The sequence below is a fragment of the Streptomyces sp. cg35 genome (assembly GCF_050410835.1).
In the GTDB taxonomy this organism is placed as follows: domain Bacteria; phylum Actinomycetota; class Actinomycetes; order Streptomycetales; family Streptomycetaceae; genus Streptomyces.
In genome coordinates this window covers 8,248,198-8,263,960 of record NZ_CP191268.1, presented here as the reverse complement: position 1 = coordinate 8,263,960, position 15,763 = coordinate 8,248,198, and the positions used below count along the sequence as shown (strand labels likewise).

General features: G+C 72.9%; 17 protein-coding genes. 8 read left to right on the top strand and 9 right to left on the bottom strand.

What is annotated here, in order from left to right; all coding sequences use genetic code 11:
• The first annotated feature begins 45 nt into the window (after positions 1 to 45).
• Entirely contained in the window at positions 46 to 1,284 is a 1,239-nt protein-coding gene (locus tag ACQUQD_RS38145) for a benzoate/H(+) symporter BenE family transporter (RefSeq protein WP_428956797.1), read from the top strand.
• Here ACQUQD_RS38145 and ACQUQD_RS38140 read toward each other — a convergent pair.
• Positions 1,244 to 1,969 carry a type 1 glutamine amidotransferase gene (locus ACQUQD_RS38140; RefSeq protein ID WP_428956796.1) on the bottom strand — a complete coding sequence of 242 codons (726 nt, stop codon included), beginning with the start codon at positions 1,967 to 1,969 and terminating at the stop codon, positions 1,244 to 1,246. The two genes, ACQUQD_RS38145 and ACQUQD_RS38140, sit on opposite strands and share 41 nt — an antisense overlap.
• A gap of 98 nt (positions 1,970 to 2,067) precedes the next feature.
• On the opposite strand from ACQUQD_RS38140, the gene ACQUQD_RS38135 reads away from it, so the two are divergent.
• The 3 genes from ACQUQD_RS38135 to ACQUQD_RS38125 are packed head-to-tail and all read left to right on the top strand — an operon-like array spanning position 2,068 to position 4,520.
• Positions 2,068 to 2,919, top strand: a complete 852-nt coding sequence (locus tag ACQUQD_RS38135) for a fructosamine kinase family protein (protein WP_428956795.1) — start codon at positions 2,068 to 2,070, stop codon at positions 2,917 to 2,919.
• Positions 2,920 to 2,961: 42 nt separating this feature from the next.
• Complete coding sequence (locus ACQUQD_RS38130; RefSeq protein ID WP_428956794.1) at positions 2,962 to 4,044, top strand: NAD(P)H-dependent amine dehydrogenase family protein; 1,083 nt, start codon at positions 2,962 to 2,964, stop codon at positions 4,042 to 4,044.
• On the top strand, positions 4,041 to 4,520 hold the full coding sequence (locus ACQUQD_RS38125; RefSeq protein WP_428956793.1) for a carboxymuconolactone decarboxylase family protein: 480 nt from the start codon (positions 4,041 to 4,043) through the stop codon (positions 4,518 to 4,520). Before ACQUQD_RS38130 ends, ACQUQD_RS38125 begins: the two co-directional genes overlap by 4 nt.
• Before the next feature lie 62 nt (positions 4,521 to 4,582).
• Here ACQUQD_RS38125 and ACQUQD_RS38120 read toward each other — a convergent pair whose 3' ends face one another.
• Positions 4,583 to 5,368, bottom strand: coding sequence for an SAM-dependent methyltransferase (locus ACQUQD_RS38120; protein ID WP_428956792.1), 786 nt, complete (start codon positions 5,366 to 5,368; stop codon positions 4,583 to 4,585).
• 371 nt (positions 5,369 to 5,739) lie between these two features.
• Between ACQUQD_RS38120 and ACQUQD_RS38115 the strand changes: the two genes are divergently transcribed.
• Positions 5,740 to 6,579 carry a nitroreductase/quinone reductase family protein gene (locus tag ACQUQD_RS38115; RefSeq protein ID WP_428956791.1) on the top strand — a complete coding sequence of 280 codons (840 nt, stop codon included), beginning with the start codon at positions 5,740 to 5,742 and terminating at the stop codon, positions 6,577 to 6,579.
• Between the two features lie 47 nt (positions 6,580 to 6,626).
• Positions 6,627 to 7,091 carry a cupin domain-containing protein gene (locus ACQUQD_RS38110; RefSeq protein WP_428956790.1) on the top strand — a complete coding sequence of 155 codons (465 nt, stop codon included), beginning with the start codon at positions 6,627 to 6,629 and terminating at the stop codon, positions 7,089 to 7,091.
• Between the two features lie 3 nt (positions 7,092 to 7,094).
• On the opposite strand, the gene ACQUQD_RS38105 is transcribed toward ACQUQD_RS38110, so the two are convergent.
• From ACQUQD_RS38105 to ACQUQD_RS38090, 4 genes are all read right to left on the bottom strand, one after another.
• The gene (locus ACQUQD_RS38105; RefSeq protein WP_428956789.1) at positions 7,095 to 8,057 is read right to left on the bottom strand and encodes a D-2-hydroxyacid dehydrogenase family protein; all 963 of its coding nucleotides are present in this window, start codon (positions 8,055 to 8,057) and stop codon (positions 7,095 to 7,097) included.
• Positions 8,058 to 8,125: 68 nt separating this feature from the next.
• Positions 8,126 to 8,683, bottom strand: a complete 558-nt coding sequence (locus ACQUQD_RS38100; RefSeq protein WP_428956788.1) for a cysteine hydrolase family protein — start codon at positions 8,681 to 8,683, stop codon at positions 8,126 to 8,128.
• Positions 8,684 to 8,727: 44 nt separating this feature from the next.
• The gene (locus tag ACQUQD_RS38095) at positions 8,728 to 10,062 is read right to left on the bottom strand and encodes an MFS transporter (RefSeq protein WP_428957756.1); all 1,335 of its coding nucleotides are present in this window, start codon (positions 10,060 to 10,062) and stop codon (positions 8,728 to 8,730) included.
• A gap of 64 nt (positions 10,063 to 10,126) precedes the next feature.
• Positions 10,127 to 10,573, bottom strand: a complete 447-nt coding sequence (locus ACQUQD_RS38090; RefSeq protein ID WP_428956787.1) for a MarR family winged helix-turn-helix transcriptional regulator — start codon at positions 10,571 to 10,573, stop codon at positions 10,127 to 10,129.
• Positions 10,574 to 10,868: 295 nt separating this feature from the next.
• On the opposite strand from ACQUQD_RS38090, the gene ACQUQD_RS38085 reads away from it, so the two are divergent.
• Positions 10,869 to 11,729 (top strand): glycoside hydrolase family 16 protein, encoded by an 861-nt coding sequence (locus tag ACQUQD_RS38085; protein ID WP_428956786.1) that lies wholly within the window; start codon positions 10,869 to 10,871, stop codon positions 11,727 to 11,729.
• A 76-nt stretch (positions 11,730 to 11,805) separates the two neighbouring features.
• Here the strand turns inward: ACQUQD_RS38085 and ACQUQD_RS38080 are convergent, their stop codons facing one another.
• Complete coding sequence (locus ACQUQD_RS38080) at positions 11,806 to 12,516, bottom strand: ribonuclease H family protein (protein ID WP_428956785.1); 711 nt, start codon at positions 12,514 to 12,516, stop codon at positions 11,806 to 11,808.
• Positions 12,517 to 12,667: 151 nt separating this feature from the next.
• Positions 12,668 to 13,063 (bottom strand): nitroreductase/quinone reductase family protein, encoded by a 396-nt coding sequence (locus ACQUQD_RS38075; RefSeq protein WP_428956784.1) that lies wholly within the window; start codon positions 13,061 to 13,063, stop codon positions 12,668 to 12,670.
• A gap of 461 nt (positions 13,064 to 13,524) precedes the next feature.
• Between ACQUQD_RS38075 and ACQUQD_RS38070 the strand changes: the two genes are divergently transcribed.
• Positions 13,525 to 14,352: an endo alpha-1,4 polygalactosaminidase gene (locus ACQUQD_RS38070; RefSeq protein WP_428956783.1), complete on the top strand. Its 828-nt coding sequence runs from the start codon at positions 13,525 to 13,527 to the stop codon at positions 14,350 to 14,352.
• A 10-nt stretch (positions 14,353 to 14,362) separates the two neighbouring features.
• On the opposite strand, the gene ACQUQD_RS38065 is transcribed toward ACQUQD_RS38070, so the two are convergent.
• The gene (locus tag ACQUQD_RS38065; RefSeq protein ID WP_428956782.1) at positions 14,363 to 15,703 is read right to left on the bottom strand and encodes a hypothetical protein; all 1,341 of its coding nucleotides are present in this window, start codon (positions 15,701 to 15,703) and stop codon (positions 14,363 to 14,365) included.
• Positions 15,704 to 15,763 lie beyond the last annotated feature (60 nt).

Below are 15,763 nucleotides of genomic sequence, written 5' to 3'. Positions count from 1 at the left end.
TGGAACACCTTCTGCCCCTGCCGCACCTCCGGAAGTGATGCCCGCATGTCCCCACTCGCCCGCCTACGCGCCATCGCACCGCCCTCGGCCGTCGCGGCGGGGCTCATCGCCGTCACCGTCGGAGTGACCAGCTCGGCGGCCCTGGTCTTCACCGCGGCGCGCGCCGCCGGGGCGGACGCCCGGGAGATCTCCTCGTGGATGCTCGCCCTGGGCGTCGGCCTCGCCGTCACGTGCGCGGGCCTCTCGCTGCGTTTCCGGGCTCCCGTCGTGACCGCCTGGTCGACGCCGGGCGCCGCGCTGCTGGCCACCGGGCTCAGCGGTGTGTCGATGGGCAAGGCGGTCGGGGCGTTCGTGTTCAGCGCCGTACTGATCCTGCTCAGCGGGCTCACCGGCTGGTTCGCCCGCGTCATGGACCGGATCCCGGTCCCGCTCGCGGCGGCGCTCCTCGCCGGGGTGCTGCTGCAGTTCGGCACCGGGCTCTTCGCGGGGATGGACGGCAGTTTCGCGGTCGCGTTCCCGATGTTCGTGCTCTACCTGCTGGGGCGCAGGCTGCTCCCCCGGTACGCGGTCCTGCTCGCGCTGGGCGGTGGCGTCGTCGCCTCCGTGCTGACCGGGGGCTGGCACCTGGAGAAGGTCAGGCTCTCGCTGGCACAACCGGTGTTCACGACGCCGGAGTTCGACTGGAAAGTGCTCGTCAGCGTCGGGGTGCCGCTGTTCGTGGTCACCATGGCCTCGCAGAACCTGCCGGGGGTCGCCGTACTGCGCGGCTCGGGCTATCAGGTACCGGTCTCGCCGCTGCTGACCTGGACCGGTGCGGTCCAGGCCGTGCTGGCCCCGTTCGGCGCGTTCGGCATCAACCTGGCGGCGATCACCGCGGCGATCTGCACCGGCGAGGAGGCCCACCCGGATCGTGAGCGGCGCTTCCTCGCGGCCGTGTGGGCGGGGGTCTTCTACTTGTGCGTGGGGCTGCTCGGCGCCACCGTCGCCTCGCTGCTGGTCGCGATGCCGCACGCGCTCGTGCTGGCGGTCGCCGGCATCGGCCTGCTCGCCACCATCGAGGGGTCGCTGGCCTCCGCCCTGTCGGACCCGGCCTCGCGGGAGGCGGCCGTCGTCACCTTTCTCGCCACGGCGTCCGGGGTGACGCTCCTCGGTATCGGCTCGGCGTTCTGGGGACTGCTCGCGGGAGTGCTCACCAGCGCCGTCGCCTCGCTCGGGCGCCGCAGGAACCCGCAGGAGAGCCCGGTCACGCCCGAGCCCGGCACACCTGCGCGAAGCGGCGCGTGAACCGCGACCACGCCGCGACCGCCGCGTCCTCGTCGGCCACCGCCCGCGCATGGATACGGTCCCTGTCGACGCCCCGCGCGGCGAGCTGGTCCCGGTCCCATCCGGCGATCCGGTCGGCGTCGGCCTCGGGGTGGAACTGCACGCCCCACGCGCTCGCGCCGACCCGGAACGCCTGATGCGGGCAGTCGTCGCTGGACGCCAGCCAGACGGCGCCCGGCGGCAGTTCGGTGATCGCGTCGACGTGCCGCTCGATCGCGGGCACCGTCGCCCCGAGCCCGTGCAGCAGCGGGTCCCGGTCCGCCTCGGGGCGCAGCCGGATCGGGGTGCTGCCGTACTCGGGCCGCCCGTGCTCGGCCCGCACCACACCGCCCGCCACCTGGGCGAGCAGTTGCCCGCCCAGGCAGATGCCGAGGAACGGGGTCGCGTCGGCCAGCGCCTGGCTCACCAGGCTGCGGGTGGCCGGAAGCCACGGCGCGCGCTCGTCGTCGTCCGGCAGGAAGCCGCCGCCGAGCACCACCAGCGGGCGCCCGTCGAGGTGCTCGGGCACGGCCTCGCCGTCGTACGGGCGCAGCACTCGCGTGTCGACGCCGGCCTCGCGCAGCCAGGTGCCGACCCGGCCGGGGCCGCCGCTTCGGGTGTGCTGCACGACCAGGACGGGTCCGGAGCCGCGCTCGTCCGCCCGCATGATTCGGCTCCCTTGTTCGACACCCCTGTTGTTCAGTGCAGGAGATCAGGGCGCCGCACGCCGCGTCAACGCCCGAGTGCGCCCCTACGCTGGGAAACATGCCCCCTGCATCGTCCGCCGCCGCCCGCTTCACGGGGCGGCGGGCCGTCGAGCAGCGCCCTCGGTCCGGCAGCCTGACGGAGGTCGTCCTCGACGACGGGCACGTGGTGATGGTCAAGCGGGCCGGCTCTCCCGACGCGGTGCGGGCGGAGGCGGCGGGGCTGCGCTGGCTCGCCGACGCGGGCGCCGTCGCCGTGCCCAGGACGTACGGGCACGACGCGGGCCGGCTCGTGACCGACCGCGTGGCCGACGGCCGGGCGACCGCCAAGAGCGCGACGCGGTTCGGCCGGGACCTGGCCGCGCTGCACGCGGCGGGCGCCCCCGCGTTCGGCGCCCCGCCGCCCGGTGGTCCGGCGGAGGCGTTCATCGGCCTCGCGCCGATGCGCAACGTGCCGGGCACCGACTGGCCGCAGTGGTACGCCGAGCACCGGGTGCTCCCCTACCTGCGCCTCGCGGTGGACGACGGCACGCTCAGCGCCGCCGAGGCGCGGACCGTCGAGAAGGTCCTCGGTCTGCTGCCCGGTCTCGCGGGCCCCGCCGAGCCGCCGGCCCGGCTCCACGGCGATCTGTGGAACGGCAACGTGCTGTGGGGCCCCGGCGGTGCCGCGTGGCTGATCGACCCGGCCGCGCACGGCGGGCACCGGGAGACCGACCTGGCGATGCTGCGGCTGTTCGGCGCCCCGCACCTGAGGCAGATCCTCGACGGCTACCAGGATGCGGCGCCGCTCGCGGCCGGCTGGCAGGACCGCGTCCCGCTGCACCAGCTGTTCCCGCTGCTGGTGCACACGGTGCTCTTCGGCCGCGGCTACGCCGAGCAGGTCCTGGCCGCCGCCCGGAGCTTACTCCCGTAGCAGGTCTATGAACTGACGACCCATCAGGTTACGCTCCGGCGCATGACTTCGACCGTGGTCTGGGGTACCGGGAACGTGGGCCGCGCGGCGATCCGAGCCGTCGACGCCCATCCCGGACTCGAACTCTGTGGCGTGCTCGTGCACGACCCCGCCAAGGACGGCCGCGACGCGGGCGACCTGGCCGGTCTCGACCACGCCCTCGGTGTCACCGCGACGACTGATGTCGACGCGGTGCTCGCGGCCCGTCCCGGTGCCGTCTTCTACGCCGCCTCCGGCGAACTCCGCCCGGACGAGGCCCTCGCCGACATCTGCCGCGTGTTGCGCGCCGGGGCGGTCGTCGTCTCCCCGGCCCTCTATCCGCTCTACGACCATCGCAGCGCGCCGCCGGACTTCACCGATCCGGTGCGCGCGGCGATCGACGCGGGCGGCGGCTCCCTGTTCGTCTCGGGCGTCGACCCCGGCTGGGCCAACGACGTCCTGCCGCTGCTGGTCAGCGGGCTCGGCACCCGCGTCGACGTGCTGCGCTGCCAGGAGATCTTCGACTACTCGACGTACGACCAGGAGGACTCGGTCCGCCACCTCGTCGGCATGGGCCACCCCATGGAGTACGAGCCGCTGATGCTCGCCGAGTCCATCCCCACCATGGTGTGGGGCGGACAGCTGCGCCTGATGGCCCGGGCGCTCGGGGTCGAACTCGACGAGATCCGCGAGACGTTGGAGCGCCGGCCGCTGGAGAGCGACGTGACGACGGCGACCATGGGCGACTTCGCCGCGGGCACCCAGGGCGCGGTCCGCTTCGAGGTGCAGGGCGTCGTCGACGGGGAGGTCCGCATCGTCGTCGAGCACGTGACCCGGATCCATCCCTCGTGCGCACCCGACTGGCCGGTGCCGCCCGGCGGCGGGGCCGGCGCGCACCGCGTCATCGTGGAGGGACGCCCGCACATCGAGGTCACCGTGCAGGCCACCGACGAGGGCGGCAATCACTCGGCGGGCGGCAACGCGACCGCTGTCGGGCGTCTGGTCGGCGCGATCGACTGGCTCGTGGCCGCGCCGCCCGGGCTCTACGACGCGCTCGACATACCCGTGCTCCCGGCCGTCGGCCGACTCGGAAGGAAGCAGCCATGAGGATCGACATCCCGGACGGCCAGGAACCCATCCCGTACGTGTGGGGCGAGATGGTGCCCGGGATCGGGCCCGCGGCGGCGCAGTTCTCGATGGCGGTGTACGACCACACGACGCTGGGGCTGCGGGAGTTCGAGGCCGCGCGGCTGCGCGTCGCGCAGATCAACGGCTGTCTGTTCTGCCTGGACTGGCGCACCGAGCGGGACGGCGAGAAGGTCGAGGCGTCGTTCATCGACGCGGTGGAGGACTGGCGCACCACCGACGCCTTCGACGAGCGGACGCGGCTGGCCGCCGAGTACGCGGAGCGCTACACCATCGACCACCACGGTCTCGACGACGCGTTCTGGAAGCGGATGACCGCGCACTACAGCCAGGCCGAGATCGTCGAGCTGAGCATGGCCATCGGATCGTGGCTGGCCTTCGGCCGGCTCAACCATGTGCTCGGGCTCGACGCGGTGTGCGTCCTGCCGGGGCACTGAACCGCCGTGTGACGGCCGGGCCCTGGGCAGGTCCCGGCCGTCACGGGTCGGTCCCGTCCGGGTCAGGGCACCCGGGCCACCACGGCGTAGATCCCGCTGCCCTCGGCCTCGGGGGCGGGCTCCTCGCGGTACCACTCGGGCGCCGTGACCAGGCCGGGCGCCACGGGCTCCAGGCCCTCCAGGAAGCGGCTCACGCCCTCGCGGGTGCGGAACCCGAGCTTGATGCCGCCCTTCGCGTACTCGGCGGTGACCTGGTCCGACAGCTCGGGGAAGATGTCGGACGAGGCGTGCGAGAGCACCAGGTGGCTGCCGGAGGGCAGCGCGGAGACCAGCGTCGAGACGATCTCGTACGGGTTCTGCTCGTCGGAGATGAAGTGCATGAGCGCGATCAGCGACAGCGCGATCGGCCGGTCGAAGTCGAGGACGGTGCGGGCGTGTTCGAGGATCGCCTTCGGGTCCCGGACGTCGGCCTGGATGTAGTCCGTGGCGCCTTCGGGGGTGCTGACGAGCAGCGCCTCCGCGTGCCGCAGCACGATGGGGTCGTTGTCGGTGTAGACGACCTTGGCGGCGGGGACGATGCGCTGCACGATCTGGTGCAGGTTCGGCGCGGTCGGGATGCCGGTGCCGACGTCCAGGAACTGGTCGACGCCCTGGGCCGCGAGCCAGGCCGACGCCCGGTGCATGAACTCCCGGTTCTGCCGCGCCGCGTCGCGCGCCTCGGGCGGCAGCTTCGCGCCGACGGCCTCGTCGACGGGGTAGTTGTCCTTGCCGCCGAGCAGCCAGTCGTAGACCCGTGCGGGGTGCGCCTGGCTGGTGTCGATCCGGGGCCGGGGGGCGGGTGCCGTCATGGGCGGGCTCCATCGTCGCGAGGGGCGGGGCGGGTCGGATGACCTGGCCCTCAGTTTGCCACGTCAACTACCCGCGTTGATCAGGGCGTTGGCACAGTTCACGCGCGGTACGGCTTTGACAGCGGACGGTGGTGTCTGGTCCCATGGCCGCGGTGCCGCGTGGCGCCGGCCACAGAGCAGTGGGCCGGCCGGACGCCGGGCGAGCGCCCTTCTCTCAGGACTACGCCATGAGCCTTCGTTCCGCGACCTGATGTGCGTGCGCCCTCGGCGCACCCTCCGCGTTCCCGCTGACGTCCCGCGCGGCGCCGTGCCGCCGGACCGCAGCGTCCCACCGTGCCTTCGCGCATCGCTCCAGAGGAGTTCCCTTCCGCATGCCCACGCTCTCTCAGCCCTCCCCCGCCCTCTCCGAGGGCCCCGGCCTGCTGCGCCTCACCACCACCGGGGCCCGCTCGGGCCGCCCGCACACCGTGCCGCTCGGATACGTCCGGCACGCCGGGCAGTTGCTCGTCGTCGCGTCGGACCGGGGTTCCGACCGGCACCCCGGCTGGTACCACGACCTGCTGGCCCGGCCCGTCGTGACGGTCGCGCTCGACGGTGACACCTTCCAGGCCGTCGCGGTGCCCGCGCAGGGTGCGCGCCGCGCGGAACTGTTCGCGGCCGTCGTCCGCGCCGCGCCCGGGTACGCCGGCCATCAGGCACGCACCACCCGCGCCCTTCCGGTCGTGGTCCTCGACCGGCCGGCGACCGCGGCTCCGGAGACCGTGACGACGCTCGCCGGGAAGCTGCTGCAGGTGCACACCTGGCTGCGGGACCAGCTGCGGCACGTGCGGGCGGAGACCGAGGCCCACTTCGCCGCGTCGACCGCCGCCGGGCCGGGCCTCGGCCTGCAGATCCGGCAGCACTGCCTGGCGTTCTGCCAGTCCCTGGAGTTCCATCACGACAGCGAGGCCGGGCACCTGTTCCCCGGGATCGCCCGGTGGCACCCGGAGCTGGCCGACGTGTTCGAGCGGCTGCGCGGCGAGCACGTCGCGGTGGGACGGATCCAGGACGCGCTGGTGGCGCTGCTCGACGACATCACCACGGCCGACCCCGAGGTGTTCCGCGCCGAGCTGGAGCGGATGACGAAGGAGCTCACGGCGCATCTCGACTACGAGGAGGAGCATCTGCTGCCCGTGCTCGCCGGGGTGCCGTGGCCGCCGGTGCGCCCTTAGGGTGGCCGGAGCAGCCGACGTCCGCGGATTCGCCGGAGGGAGCAGCCGTGCGCGACTGGCGGAGCGAACTGGGCCTCGAACCGCACGGTGAGGGCGGCTTATTCCGGCGGATCTACACCGGCCCGCAGGAGATGGTGACCGCGCACGGCCCGCGGCCCTCGGCCTCGTCGATCTACTACTTGCTCGACGGGACGCAGCCGAGCGGTCTGCTGCACCGCAACCGCAGCGACATCCTGCACTTCCTGATCGACGGCGGTCCGCTGGAGTACGTCACGGTCGATCCCGTCGGCCGGCTCGCACGCACGGTGCTGGGCGCGGACGCCGAGCGGTTCCTGCTGGTGCCCGGTACCTGGTGGAAGGCGTCGCGGCTCGTCGGCGGCGCCTCCCACGGTCTGGTGGCGGAGGTCGTCACACCGGGGTTCGACTACGCGGACCACGAGTTCGCCCCGCTGTCCGTACTGGACGATTTCCCGCACCTCGCCGACGAGTTGCGGGAGTTCGTGCGCGCGTAGGTGTCAGCCCAGGGTGCGGATCGGGCTGCCCGCCAGATACGCCTCGATGTCCTCGATCGCGCCCTGGAAGTATCCGTCGTAGTTGCCGCGGGTGACATAGCCGAGGTGCGGCAGGCCGAGGAAGTTCGGTGCCGTGCGCAGGGGGTCGTCCAGCGGCAGGGGTTCGGTCGCGAACACGTCGCTGCCGGCGCCGGCGATCCAGCCCTCGCGCAGGGCGCGCAGCAGCGCCTCCTGGTCGACGATCGCGGCGCGCGAGGTGTTGACCAGGTAGGCGGTGCGGCGCATCCGTCGAAGGTCCTCGGCGCCGAGGAGACCGCGGGTGCGTTCGCTCAGCACGAGGTGCACGGAGACGAAGTCGCTGGTCTCCAGGAGTTCCTCCTTGGAGGCGGCGAGTTCGGCCCCTGCCTCCGCGGCCCGCTCCCCGGTCAGGTTCTGGCTCCAGGCGGTGATGTCCATGCCGAAGGCGGCGCCGACGCGGGCGACCCGGCTGCCGATCTTGCCGAGTCCGAGCAGGCCGAGGCGGCGGCCGTGCAGGTCGGCGCCGAGCGTGGACTGCCAGGGGCCGCCGGAGCGCAGCTGGTCGTTCTCGGTGACGACGCCGCGGGCGAGGCCCAGGATGAGGGCCCAGGTCAGCTCGGCGGGCGGCTCGGAGCTGCTCGGGGTCCCGCAGACGGTGACGCCGTGCGCGGCCGCGGCTGCCAGGTCGATCGAGGCGTTGCGCAGCCCCGAGGTGATCAGCAGGCGCAGCTTGGGCAGCCGGGCGAACAACTCGGCCGGGAACGGGGTGCGTTCGCGCATCACGACGACGATCTCGCAGTCGCCGATCTCCTCGACGAGCTCGTCGTGGGCGGTCAGGGAGCGGTGCAGGAAGCGGACGTCGACACGGCCCGCGAGTCCCGCCCAGTCGGCCCGCTCACGGGCGACGTCCTGATAGTCGTCGAGTACGGCACAGCGCAGCGTGGTCACCAACACTCCCCAGGGTTCGATCGGCTGCCACGACAGTAGGTGTTCCGCCCGAGGAGATCGCGTACGGGTCACACCCTGGTCGTCAGGGTGTGCGCCCACTCGCTCGTCGTCGTCACGTCACCGCGCCGGTTGAGGACCTTGGTGACCAGGGTCTCGTGCAGTTCGGGGTCGGGGTCGAAGCAGGCGTCGGACAGGACGGTGACGCGGTGGTCCAGGTCGGCCGCCTGAAGGGCGGTGGACAGGACGATGCCGCCGGTGGCGATGCCGGCCAGGACGAGGTGGTCGATGTCCTGTGCGGCGAGGATCTGCTGGAGGTTGTTGCCCGCGAAGGCGCTGACGCGGTTCTTGTGCACGACGAGTTCGTCGCCGAGCGGGGCGACGTCCGGGTGGATGGCGGCACCGGGGTCGTCGGCGGTGAACAGGTCGGGCGGCAGGGAGCCGAAGGTCTTGTTGCGGGGGTGGGCGTCGACGTGGCCGGGGCGCAGCCGCAGGGTGACGTGGATGACGGGGATGCGGGCGGCCCGGGCCGTCTCCAGCGCCCGGACCGCGCGCGGCAGGTAGTCGGCGGACACGTGGGCGAGGTGGCTGAGCTGGAGGTCCATGGCGAGCAGGGCGGTGCGGGACACGGTGATGCCTTTCGTGAGGGGGCTGAGGGTTCGGAGGGGAGCGGCTAGGCCTCTCCCGCGTCGGAGAGGCGACGCAGGCTCCGGTCGAAGACGGTGACGAGGAGGTACAGGACGCCGGCGCCGAGCATGAACCAGGCGAGACGGTGCATGCCGCCGGTGTCGGCGCGCTGTCCGAAGGACGCGGCGGTCGCCGCGGAGGCGACCATCGAGCCCACGTAGGCGAAGGTCCGCAGCAGACCGGCGGAGGAGCCGGTGCGCGCGGGGTCGGCCTGGAAGTACACGGAGTTCTGCAGGGCCAGGCTGTTGGCGCCCTGCGGCACCCCGAAGATCACGGCCAGGACGAGCAGCGCCCACAGGGGGCTGCGCGCGCTGAGGGTCAGCATCAGCAGGCAGGCGGCGATCTGACCGACGGCACCGAGCAGGAGCTTTCCGAGGACCCCGGCGCGCCGGCCGACGGTGACGGAGACCGCGATCCCCACGAGGAACATCGGGATCTGCACGAGTCCGGCGTGGAAGGGCGAGAGCCCGTAGCTCTCCTCCGTCCACTGGGTGAACCCGTAGAGGAAGGCGTAGGAGACGACGTAGGCCACCAGCGATCTGCCGTACGTGGCCAGCAGCGGCGCATTGCCGCCGAGCACCCTGAGGTCGATGAAGGGTGTCTTCGCGCGCAGCTCCCGCACCGTGAAGCAGGCTCCGGCGACGACGGTGATCAGCGGCAGGTACCAGTTGCCGACGCGCAGGTTCATCAGGAACAGCAGCAGTGAGAACAGCACGACCGCGAACAGGGCCATGCCCGGCAGGTCGATCCGTGCGGCCAGGCCGGCCCGGGCGGGGGTACCGGTGCGCGGCTGCTCGGGCAGGCGCAGGGCGCCGAGGACGACCGCGACCACGGCCAGCGGGATGTTCAGTGCGAAGGTCGCACGCCAGCCGCCGAGGCCGATGAGCAGGCCGCCCAGCAGGGGGCCGATCACCGCGATGGTCTGATTGGCGACGGCGAGCGTCGTCAGCACGCCCGCCGGGCTGTCCCGGCCGGTCCGCTCGGCCTCGCTGCGCAGCAGGGCCATGGCGGCGGGATAGCCGGCACAGGTGCCGAAGCCGAGCAGGACGCGCGCCGCGATCAGGACGCCGAGGTCGGGGGCGAGCGTGCCGACGACTCCGGCGACGCCGACGAGTCCGGTACTGAAGAGGAAGAGGCGGCGGGGCCCGAAGATGTCGATCAGCCGGCCGACGACCGGCTGCCCCAGGGCGGTGGCCAGGTAGAGCGCCGAGACCAGCCAGGCGGTCCGCGAGAGCGACGCCCCGAACGCGGCGGCGATGGGCACGAGCGCGACGGCGACGATGGTGGAGTTGATCGGGTTCAGGATCGAGCCCAGCACCATCGGCGGCAGCAGCCGGTGGTCGAAGCCGGCCTGCCCGGGGTCGCCGCGCGTGGCGGTCGTACGGTCAGTCACGGACGAGTCGCTCCAGTACGGCCATGGCCGCGATCACGGTCTGCCGTTCCTCTTCGGTGCACTTCTTCTGCAGTTCGCCGGCGAGCCATTCGCCGCGGGCCTGCCGGCCTTCCTCGGCGCGCCGGCGCCCTTCGGCGGTGAGCGCGATGAGCAGCCGGCGCCCGTCGCCGGGGTCGCGGCGCCGCTCGACCAGTTCCCGTTCGGCCAGGGCGGCGACCGTGGCGGTCATCGACTGGTGCCGCATGCCCTCGGCGGTGGCGAGGTCACTGGTCGTGAGTCCGTCGTTGCCGATGAGGCGGGCCAGGACCGATGCCTGGGGGAGGCTGATGTCATCGGCGTCCGATGCCGCGCGGATACGACGCCGCAAGCGCCCGATGACGGCCCGGACCTCCTGCGAGGCACGGACGGCCGAGGGCGACGTCCCACGAGTTTCGCTCATGCCCCCACCGTAGGATCAGTAGCTCTAATTGTCCAGTTTACCTGCGCAGTTTAACTGGATGACCGAAGAGCGACGGCCGGAGATGACACGACACCCCCGCATGGGCCCGACGTGCACGCCTGCCAACTTCCGCCGCCACTCGACGACTTGGTATGGACGAATGCCTTGACGTCCCTTCCGCCCGTCTCTTAAATCAACTCTTGAAGTAAACGCACCACGCGCACCCCCCTTGTCTTCACTTTCTGGCGCGCCCGAGACAGGCGCGATCCCCCTACCCGAAGTGACGTGATGCCACATGCGCATACCCCTTCGCCGCCGGCTGCCCCTGGCCACGGCCGCTCTCCTGTGCCTGGGCGCCGGTCTCGTCCCCGCGGCGCACGCGGCCGACGCCGACACCGGCGGCCGCACCTCGGCCGCCGCGGCCACCTTCACCGACGACTTCGACGGGCCCGCGGGCTCCGCCGTCGACGGTTCGAAGTGGCAGACCGAGACCGGCGACAACGTGAACAACCACGAGCGGCAGTACTACACGTCGGGCACGAACAACGCGGCGCTCGACGGCCAGGGCCACCTGGTCATCACCGCCCGCAAGGAGAACCCGGCCAACTACAACTGCTGGTACGGCAGTTGCCAGTACACGTCGGCCCGCCTGAACACGTCCGGCAAGTTCTCGACGACCCACGGGCACGTCGAGGCCCGCATGAAGATCCCGCGCGGGCAGGGCATCTGGCCGGCGTTCTGGATGCTCGGCGACGACATCGGTTCGGTGGGCTGGCCCAACTCGGGCGAGATCGACATCATGGAGAACGTCGGCTTCGAGCCCTCCACCGTGCACGGCACGATCCACGGGCCCGGCTACTCCGGCTCGGGCGGCATCGGCGCGGGCTACTCACTGCCCGGCGGTCAGGCGTTCGCGGACGACTTCCACACGTTCGCCGTGGACTGGTCGCCGAACTCCATCAAGTGGTCGGTGGACGGCACGGTGTACCAGACGCGCACGCCCGCCGACGTCGGCGGCAACCAGTGGGTGTTCGAGAAGCCCTTCTTCGTCATCCTGAACCTGGCGGTCGGCGGGTACTGGCCGGGTGACCCGGACGGCAGCACGCAGTTTACGCAGCAGCTGATCGTGGACTACGTGCACGTGTCCAACGGCTAGCCCGCCGCGCACCCGGAAAGCAGATCTGCCCAACCACCCAGGTTTCAGGGGTGGTTGGGCAGTTTTCTGGATGCGATCAGGCCGACGTGCGGCACTCCGGGTGGCCCCAGCCGTCGGGGTTCTTGGCGATGTCCTCGCCCGCGGCATAAGAGCGGCCACACCGGCAGCGGCCGGGGAACTTCGCCTTGAGCGTGCGCGACGAGGACGCCGAGGACGAGCCGGTGCGCTTCTTGGCGGCCGCGGCGCGGGGGCGGGCCGAGCCGCCCGACGACTTGGCCGACGGGGACGAGGGCGGCGGTTCGGGCGAGCCGAGGGCGCTGCCCGCGTCCTCCTGCACGATGGCGGCCTGACTGGCGGCACGGTCCGCGAAGTCGTTGAGCGGGTCGCCGTCGACCTGGTGCGCGGGCACGTACTTGAACTCGACCTTGCGGCCCTCGAGCAGCGCGTCGATCCGGGCGACGAGCTCCTGGTTGGCGACCGGCTTACCGGCGGCCGTCTTCCAGCCCTTGCGCTTCCAGCCGGGCAGCCAGGTGGTGACCGCCTTCATCGCGTACTGGGAGTCCATCCGGACCTCCAGCGGCACATCCGGGGCGACGGTGCTCAACAGCCTTTCCAGGGCCGTGAGTTCGGCGACATTGTTCGTCGCGGTGCCCAGCGCTCCGGCCTCCCACTGGACGGGCCGCTCGTCGCTGTCGGCGACGACCCACGCCCACCCCGCGGGGCCGGGGTTTCCTTTCGACGCGCCGTCACACGCCGCGATCACACGTTCTGCCATGCCCCCGATCATGCCAGGGTGCGGGCCCGACCGGGCAACCCTGACGCGTCCACGCCAGACGGCGGGGCTCCGGGGTGACCCCCGGGTCTTCCGGAGCCGCGTTCCCACCGCCCCTCCCCCTCCGAGCGGGCCCGGCGCGCCGCAGCGTCCCGGGTACGGCCGCTCAGTCCGCCAAGTCGATCCGGATCGTCAGCAGTTGGGTGCCGAAGGCACGGACGGCCGCGCTGTTGTAGCGGGGCAGGGTCCGCAGGCGGGCGCGGGCGTCGTCGTCCGGGAGCAGGTGCGCGGTGCCGGTGTGCCAGCGGCCCCGCAGCCGGACGCGGACCGCCGGATCGGCCTGGATGTTGCGCACGTAGTGCGACGCGAGGCCGAACTCCGAGACGAGCCAGAAGGCGTCACCGACGCGGCGCCCACCGACCGGGGTGCGGCGCGGCAGCCCCGAGGTCCGGCCCGTCGTCTCGATCAGGACCTGACCGGGCATCCGGGTCGACAGCGGGTTGGCGACCCGGCGCTGGAACGTCGTGACGATGCGGTGCTTGATCTCCTGGGCGCGCGACATGTCGGCACTGTAGCGGGGCGGTGAACAGGAGTTCCCCACGCGCGGATCCGCCTTCGGCGCCGTGGCCGCAGTGCCTGGCCGGGCGTGAGGCAACGTGAAGCAAAGGGAAGCCCCGACCGTGACGGGGGACCACGGCCGGGGCGGCTTCTGGGTGGGCACGGATGGCGGTCGCCTCTCGGCGGGGGGCTCCGCAGGGCTTCAGCCGAACGATCTTCCCTGCGGGCGATAGGTAGGGCCCGGGGACACTGTTCCATCCGTGCCCACGATGGGTTCAACGGACAAGGGGCCAGGGTTGTTCCCGGCCGTTTCGGGGCGAGGCGTGAGGTGTGTCACGGTCGGTACGGTCTCGTGTCCACCTGTCACGAAAGGACCGCCCGTGCGGTGGTCGTCCGGCCCGCGGAGGCATCGGGTCCGTTTTCGCCGGGCGCTGTGGTGGCGCGCCGACGCCGTAGGGTGCCGTTGTGATCTTCGTCCCGGTTTCCCGCCGCCTGTCCGCCCTGTGCCTCGTCCTGGCCGCCGCTCTGCTGTCCGCCTGCTCGTCGGCCCCGGCCGGTGAGGACCGGCCGCCGCGCGTCCAGCGGCCCACGCCCGGTATGGACTTCGACTACCAGATCGGGGGTGCCTACCGGCCGCCCGCCGGGGTGCGGGCCGTCGCCAGGGACCGCGGCTCGGCACCGGCCCGCGGGCTCTACAACGTCTGCTACGTCAACGCGTTCCAGGCCCAGCCCGAGGCGCTGCGCTGGTGGCGGGACCGCCACCCCGACCTGCTGCTGCGGGACGGGAAGGGCCACTTGGTGATCGACGAGGACTGGGACGAGGCGCTCCTCGACCTCTCCACGGCGGACAAGCGGGCACGGCTCGCGAAGATCGTCGGGCCATGGATCGACGGCTGCGCGGACGACGGCTACCAGGCCGTCGAGCCCGACAACCTCGACTCCTACGACCGTTCCAAGGGCCTGCTGAAGCCCGCCGACGCGGTCGCCTTCGCCAAGCTGATCACGGACCGCGCCCATGCCGCGGGGCTCGCCGCCGGCCAGAAGAACACCACCGAACTGCTGCCGAAGCGCGCGGCCATGGGCTTCGACTTCGCGGTGGCGGAGGAGTGCGGCCGCTACGACGAGTGCGCGGACTACGCCTCCGCGTACGACGACCGGGTCTTCGTCATCGAGTACCGCGCCGCCGATCTGGCCCGCGCCTGCCGCGCTGAGGGCACGCGGCTGTCGATCGTGCTGCGGGATCTGGACGTCCTGCCCGCGGGGTCGAAGGGGTACGTGCGCAAGACCTGTTGAGCCAGGGGCGTCAGGCCGTGCGGGATCCCGCGCCGAGGGCGTCCAGACGGCGCTGGATCGCCTCCAGGGCTCCGGGGCGGCGGCCCGGGACCTGATGACGCAGCGCCGTGAGGGCGGTGGCCTGCGCCCTGGCGCGGGCCGGATCGCCGACCTGCTCCCACTGGTGGTGGGCGCGGTCGACGGCCGCCTCGACGTCCTCGTCGGTGAGGGCCTCGCCGCGGGCGAGCCGGGCCTGGGCGACCGCGGTCCACAACTCGCAGCTGCGGCCCGGGTCCTGGGCGAGCCGGGCCAGATCGGCCCGCACCTCCAGCCAGTGGATGGCCTGCGGTGAACCGGCCCCGTGCGCGCGCAGCGCCTCGCTCTCCCAGGTCGCGGCGATGGCGGCGGCCTCCCCGTGCCGCCCGGCCTGGGCCGCCGCGAGCAACGCCGGGTGGGGGTCGCCTCCCTCGGCGGGGCGGGCCGCTGGCACCGGGGCGACCGGAGCGGGAACGGCGCGGGGCGGGGCGGGCTCCGCGTGGGCCGGGGCGGGCCTTACGCGGGCCGGGACGGGAACGGACTGTGCGGGTGCGACCTGGGCCGGGGCGGTCCGGGCGGGTGCGACCTGGGCCGAAGTGGCCCCGGTGGCTGCGATCTGGGCCGAAGTGGTCCCGGTGGGCTGCACCGTCACCCCGTGGGCCGGGTCCGGGAAGCGCGTGTCCGACGCCAGGAACAGCGCGTCCGCGGGGCCCGCGCAGGCGGCCGCCACCTCGTGCAGCCGGGCCGGCGCGGGGCGCTCGCCGCTGCGCCAGATGTCGGCGTACGCCCTGAGGTAGGCGGGGGTCAGTACGGTGCGGCGCGGCGGGGGCGGGGCCACGCGTCCGTACAGGCGCACTCCGTGGCCGAGTCCGAGGCCGCCGGCCCGCACGTGGTCCCAGGCTGCCGCGTCGGCGACGAGGTCGAGGACGACGGTGGTGGTGTGCGGGCGGCGCAGGGCGATCTCACCGGTCAGCCAGTGCCAGGGCAGGGCCGTGTAGCGCAGCGTGGACGGGGTGGTGCGGGCCAGCGCGAGGTGGAGCAGACGCTGGCGGTGGTCGAGCTGGAGCTGCCCGGTGACGTACAGGTGGAGCGGTCCGGGCTGTGCGGCGGCCGTGCGGATGCGGGTGAGGACGGCCTGCGGGTCGAGCGGGTCGGCGAGTTCGACGACGGTGGCCGCCGCCGTACCGGTGAGCGCGCTCGGCGGGACCGCGGCGAGCGTCGGCAGCACGGCGGCCGCGTCGATGAGGCACCCCTTGCCCGCGGGCGCGGCAGCGAGCAGCAGCGCCGTCCCCGGCTCGGTGGAGTGTTCCTCGTAGGTGCCTTGCGCGTTGATCACCCCAGCACCGTAACCGGAATCCGTCGGGGCGCGCGCCCCGACGGAGCATCCCAACTGGTC

Coding starts and splice junctions, on each gene's coding strand:
- ACQUQD_RS38095 (WP_428957756.1), bottom strand. CDS start 10,062: ATGGTGCTGGGCTCGATCCTGAACCCGATCAACTCCACCATCGTCGCC.
- ACQUQD_RS38125 (WP_428956793.1), top strand. CDS start 4,041: ATGAGGATCGACATCCCGGACGGCCAGGAACCCATCCCGTACGTGTGG.
- ACQUQD_RS38140 (WP_428956796.1), bottom strand. CDS start 1,969: ATGCGGGCGGACGAGCGCGGCTCCGGACCCGTCCTGGTCGTGCAGCAC.
- ACQUQD_RS38075 (WP_428956784.1), bottom strand. CDS start 13,063: ATGTCGCGCGCCCAGGAGATCAAGCACCGCATCGTCACGACGTTCCAG.
- ACQUQD_RS38085 (WP_428956786.1), top strand. CDS start 10,869: ATGCGCATACCCCTTCGCCGCCGGCTGCCCCTGGCCACGGCCGCTCTC.
- ACQUQD_RS38145 (WP_428956797.1), top strand. CDS start 46: ATGTCCCCACTCGCCCGCCTACGCGCCATCGCACCGCCCTCGGCCGTC.
- ACQUQD_RS38080 (WP_428956785.1), bottom strand. CDS start 12,516: ATGATCGGGGGCATGGCAGAACGTGTGATCGCGGCGTGTGACGGCGCG.
- ACQUQD_RS38115 (WP_428956791.1), top strand. CDS start 5,740: ATGCCCACGCTCTCTCAGCCCTCCCCCGCCCTCTCCGAGGGCCCCGGC.
- ACQUQD_RS38120 (WP_428956792.1), bottom strand. CDS start 5,368: ATGACGGCACCCGCCCCCCGGCCCCGGATCGACACCAGCCAGGCGCAC.
- ACQUQD_RS38090 (WP_428956787.1), bottom strand. CDS start 10,573: ATGAGCGAAACTCGTGGGACGTCGCCCTCGGCCGTCCGTGCCTCGCAG.
- ACQUQD_RS38135 (WP_428956795.1), top strand. CDS start 2,068: ATGCCCCCTGCATCGTCCGCCGCCGCCCGCTTCACGGGGCGGCGGGCC.
- ACQUQD_RS38130 (WP_428956794.1), top strand. CDS start 2,962: ATGACTTCGACCGTGGTCTGGGGTACCGGGAACGTGGGCCGCGCGGCG.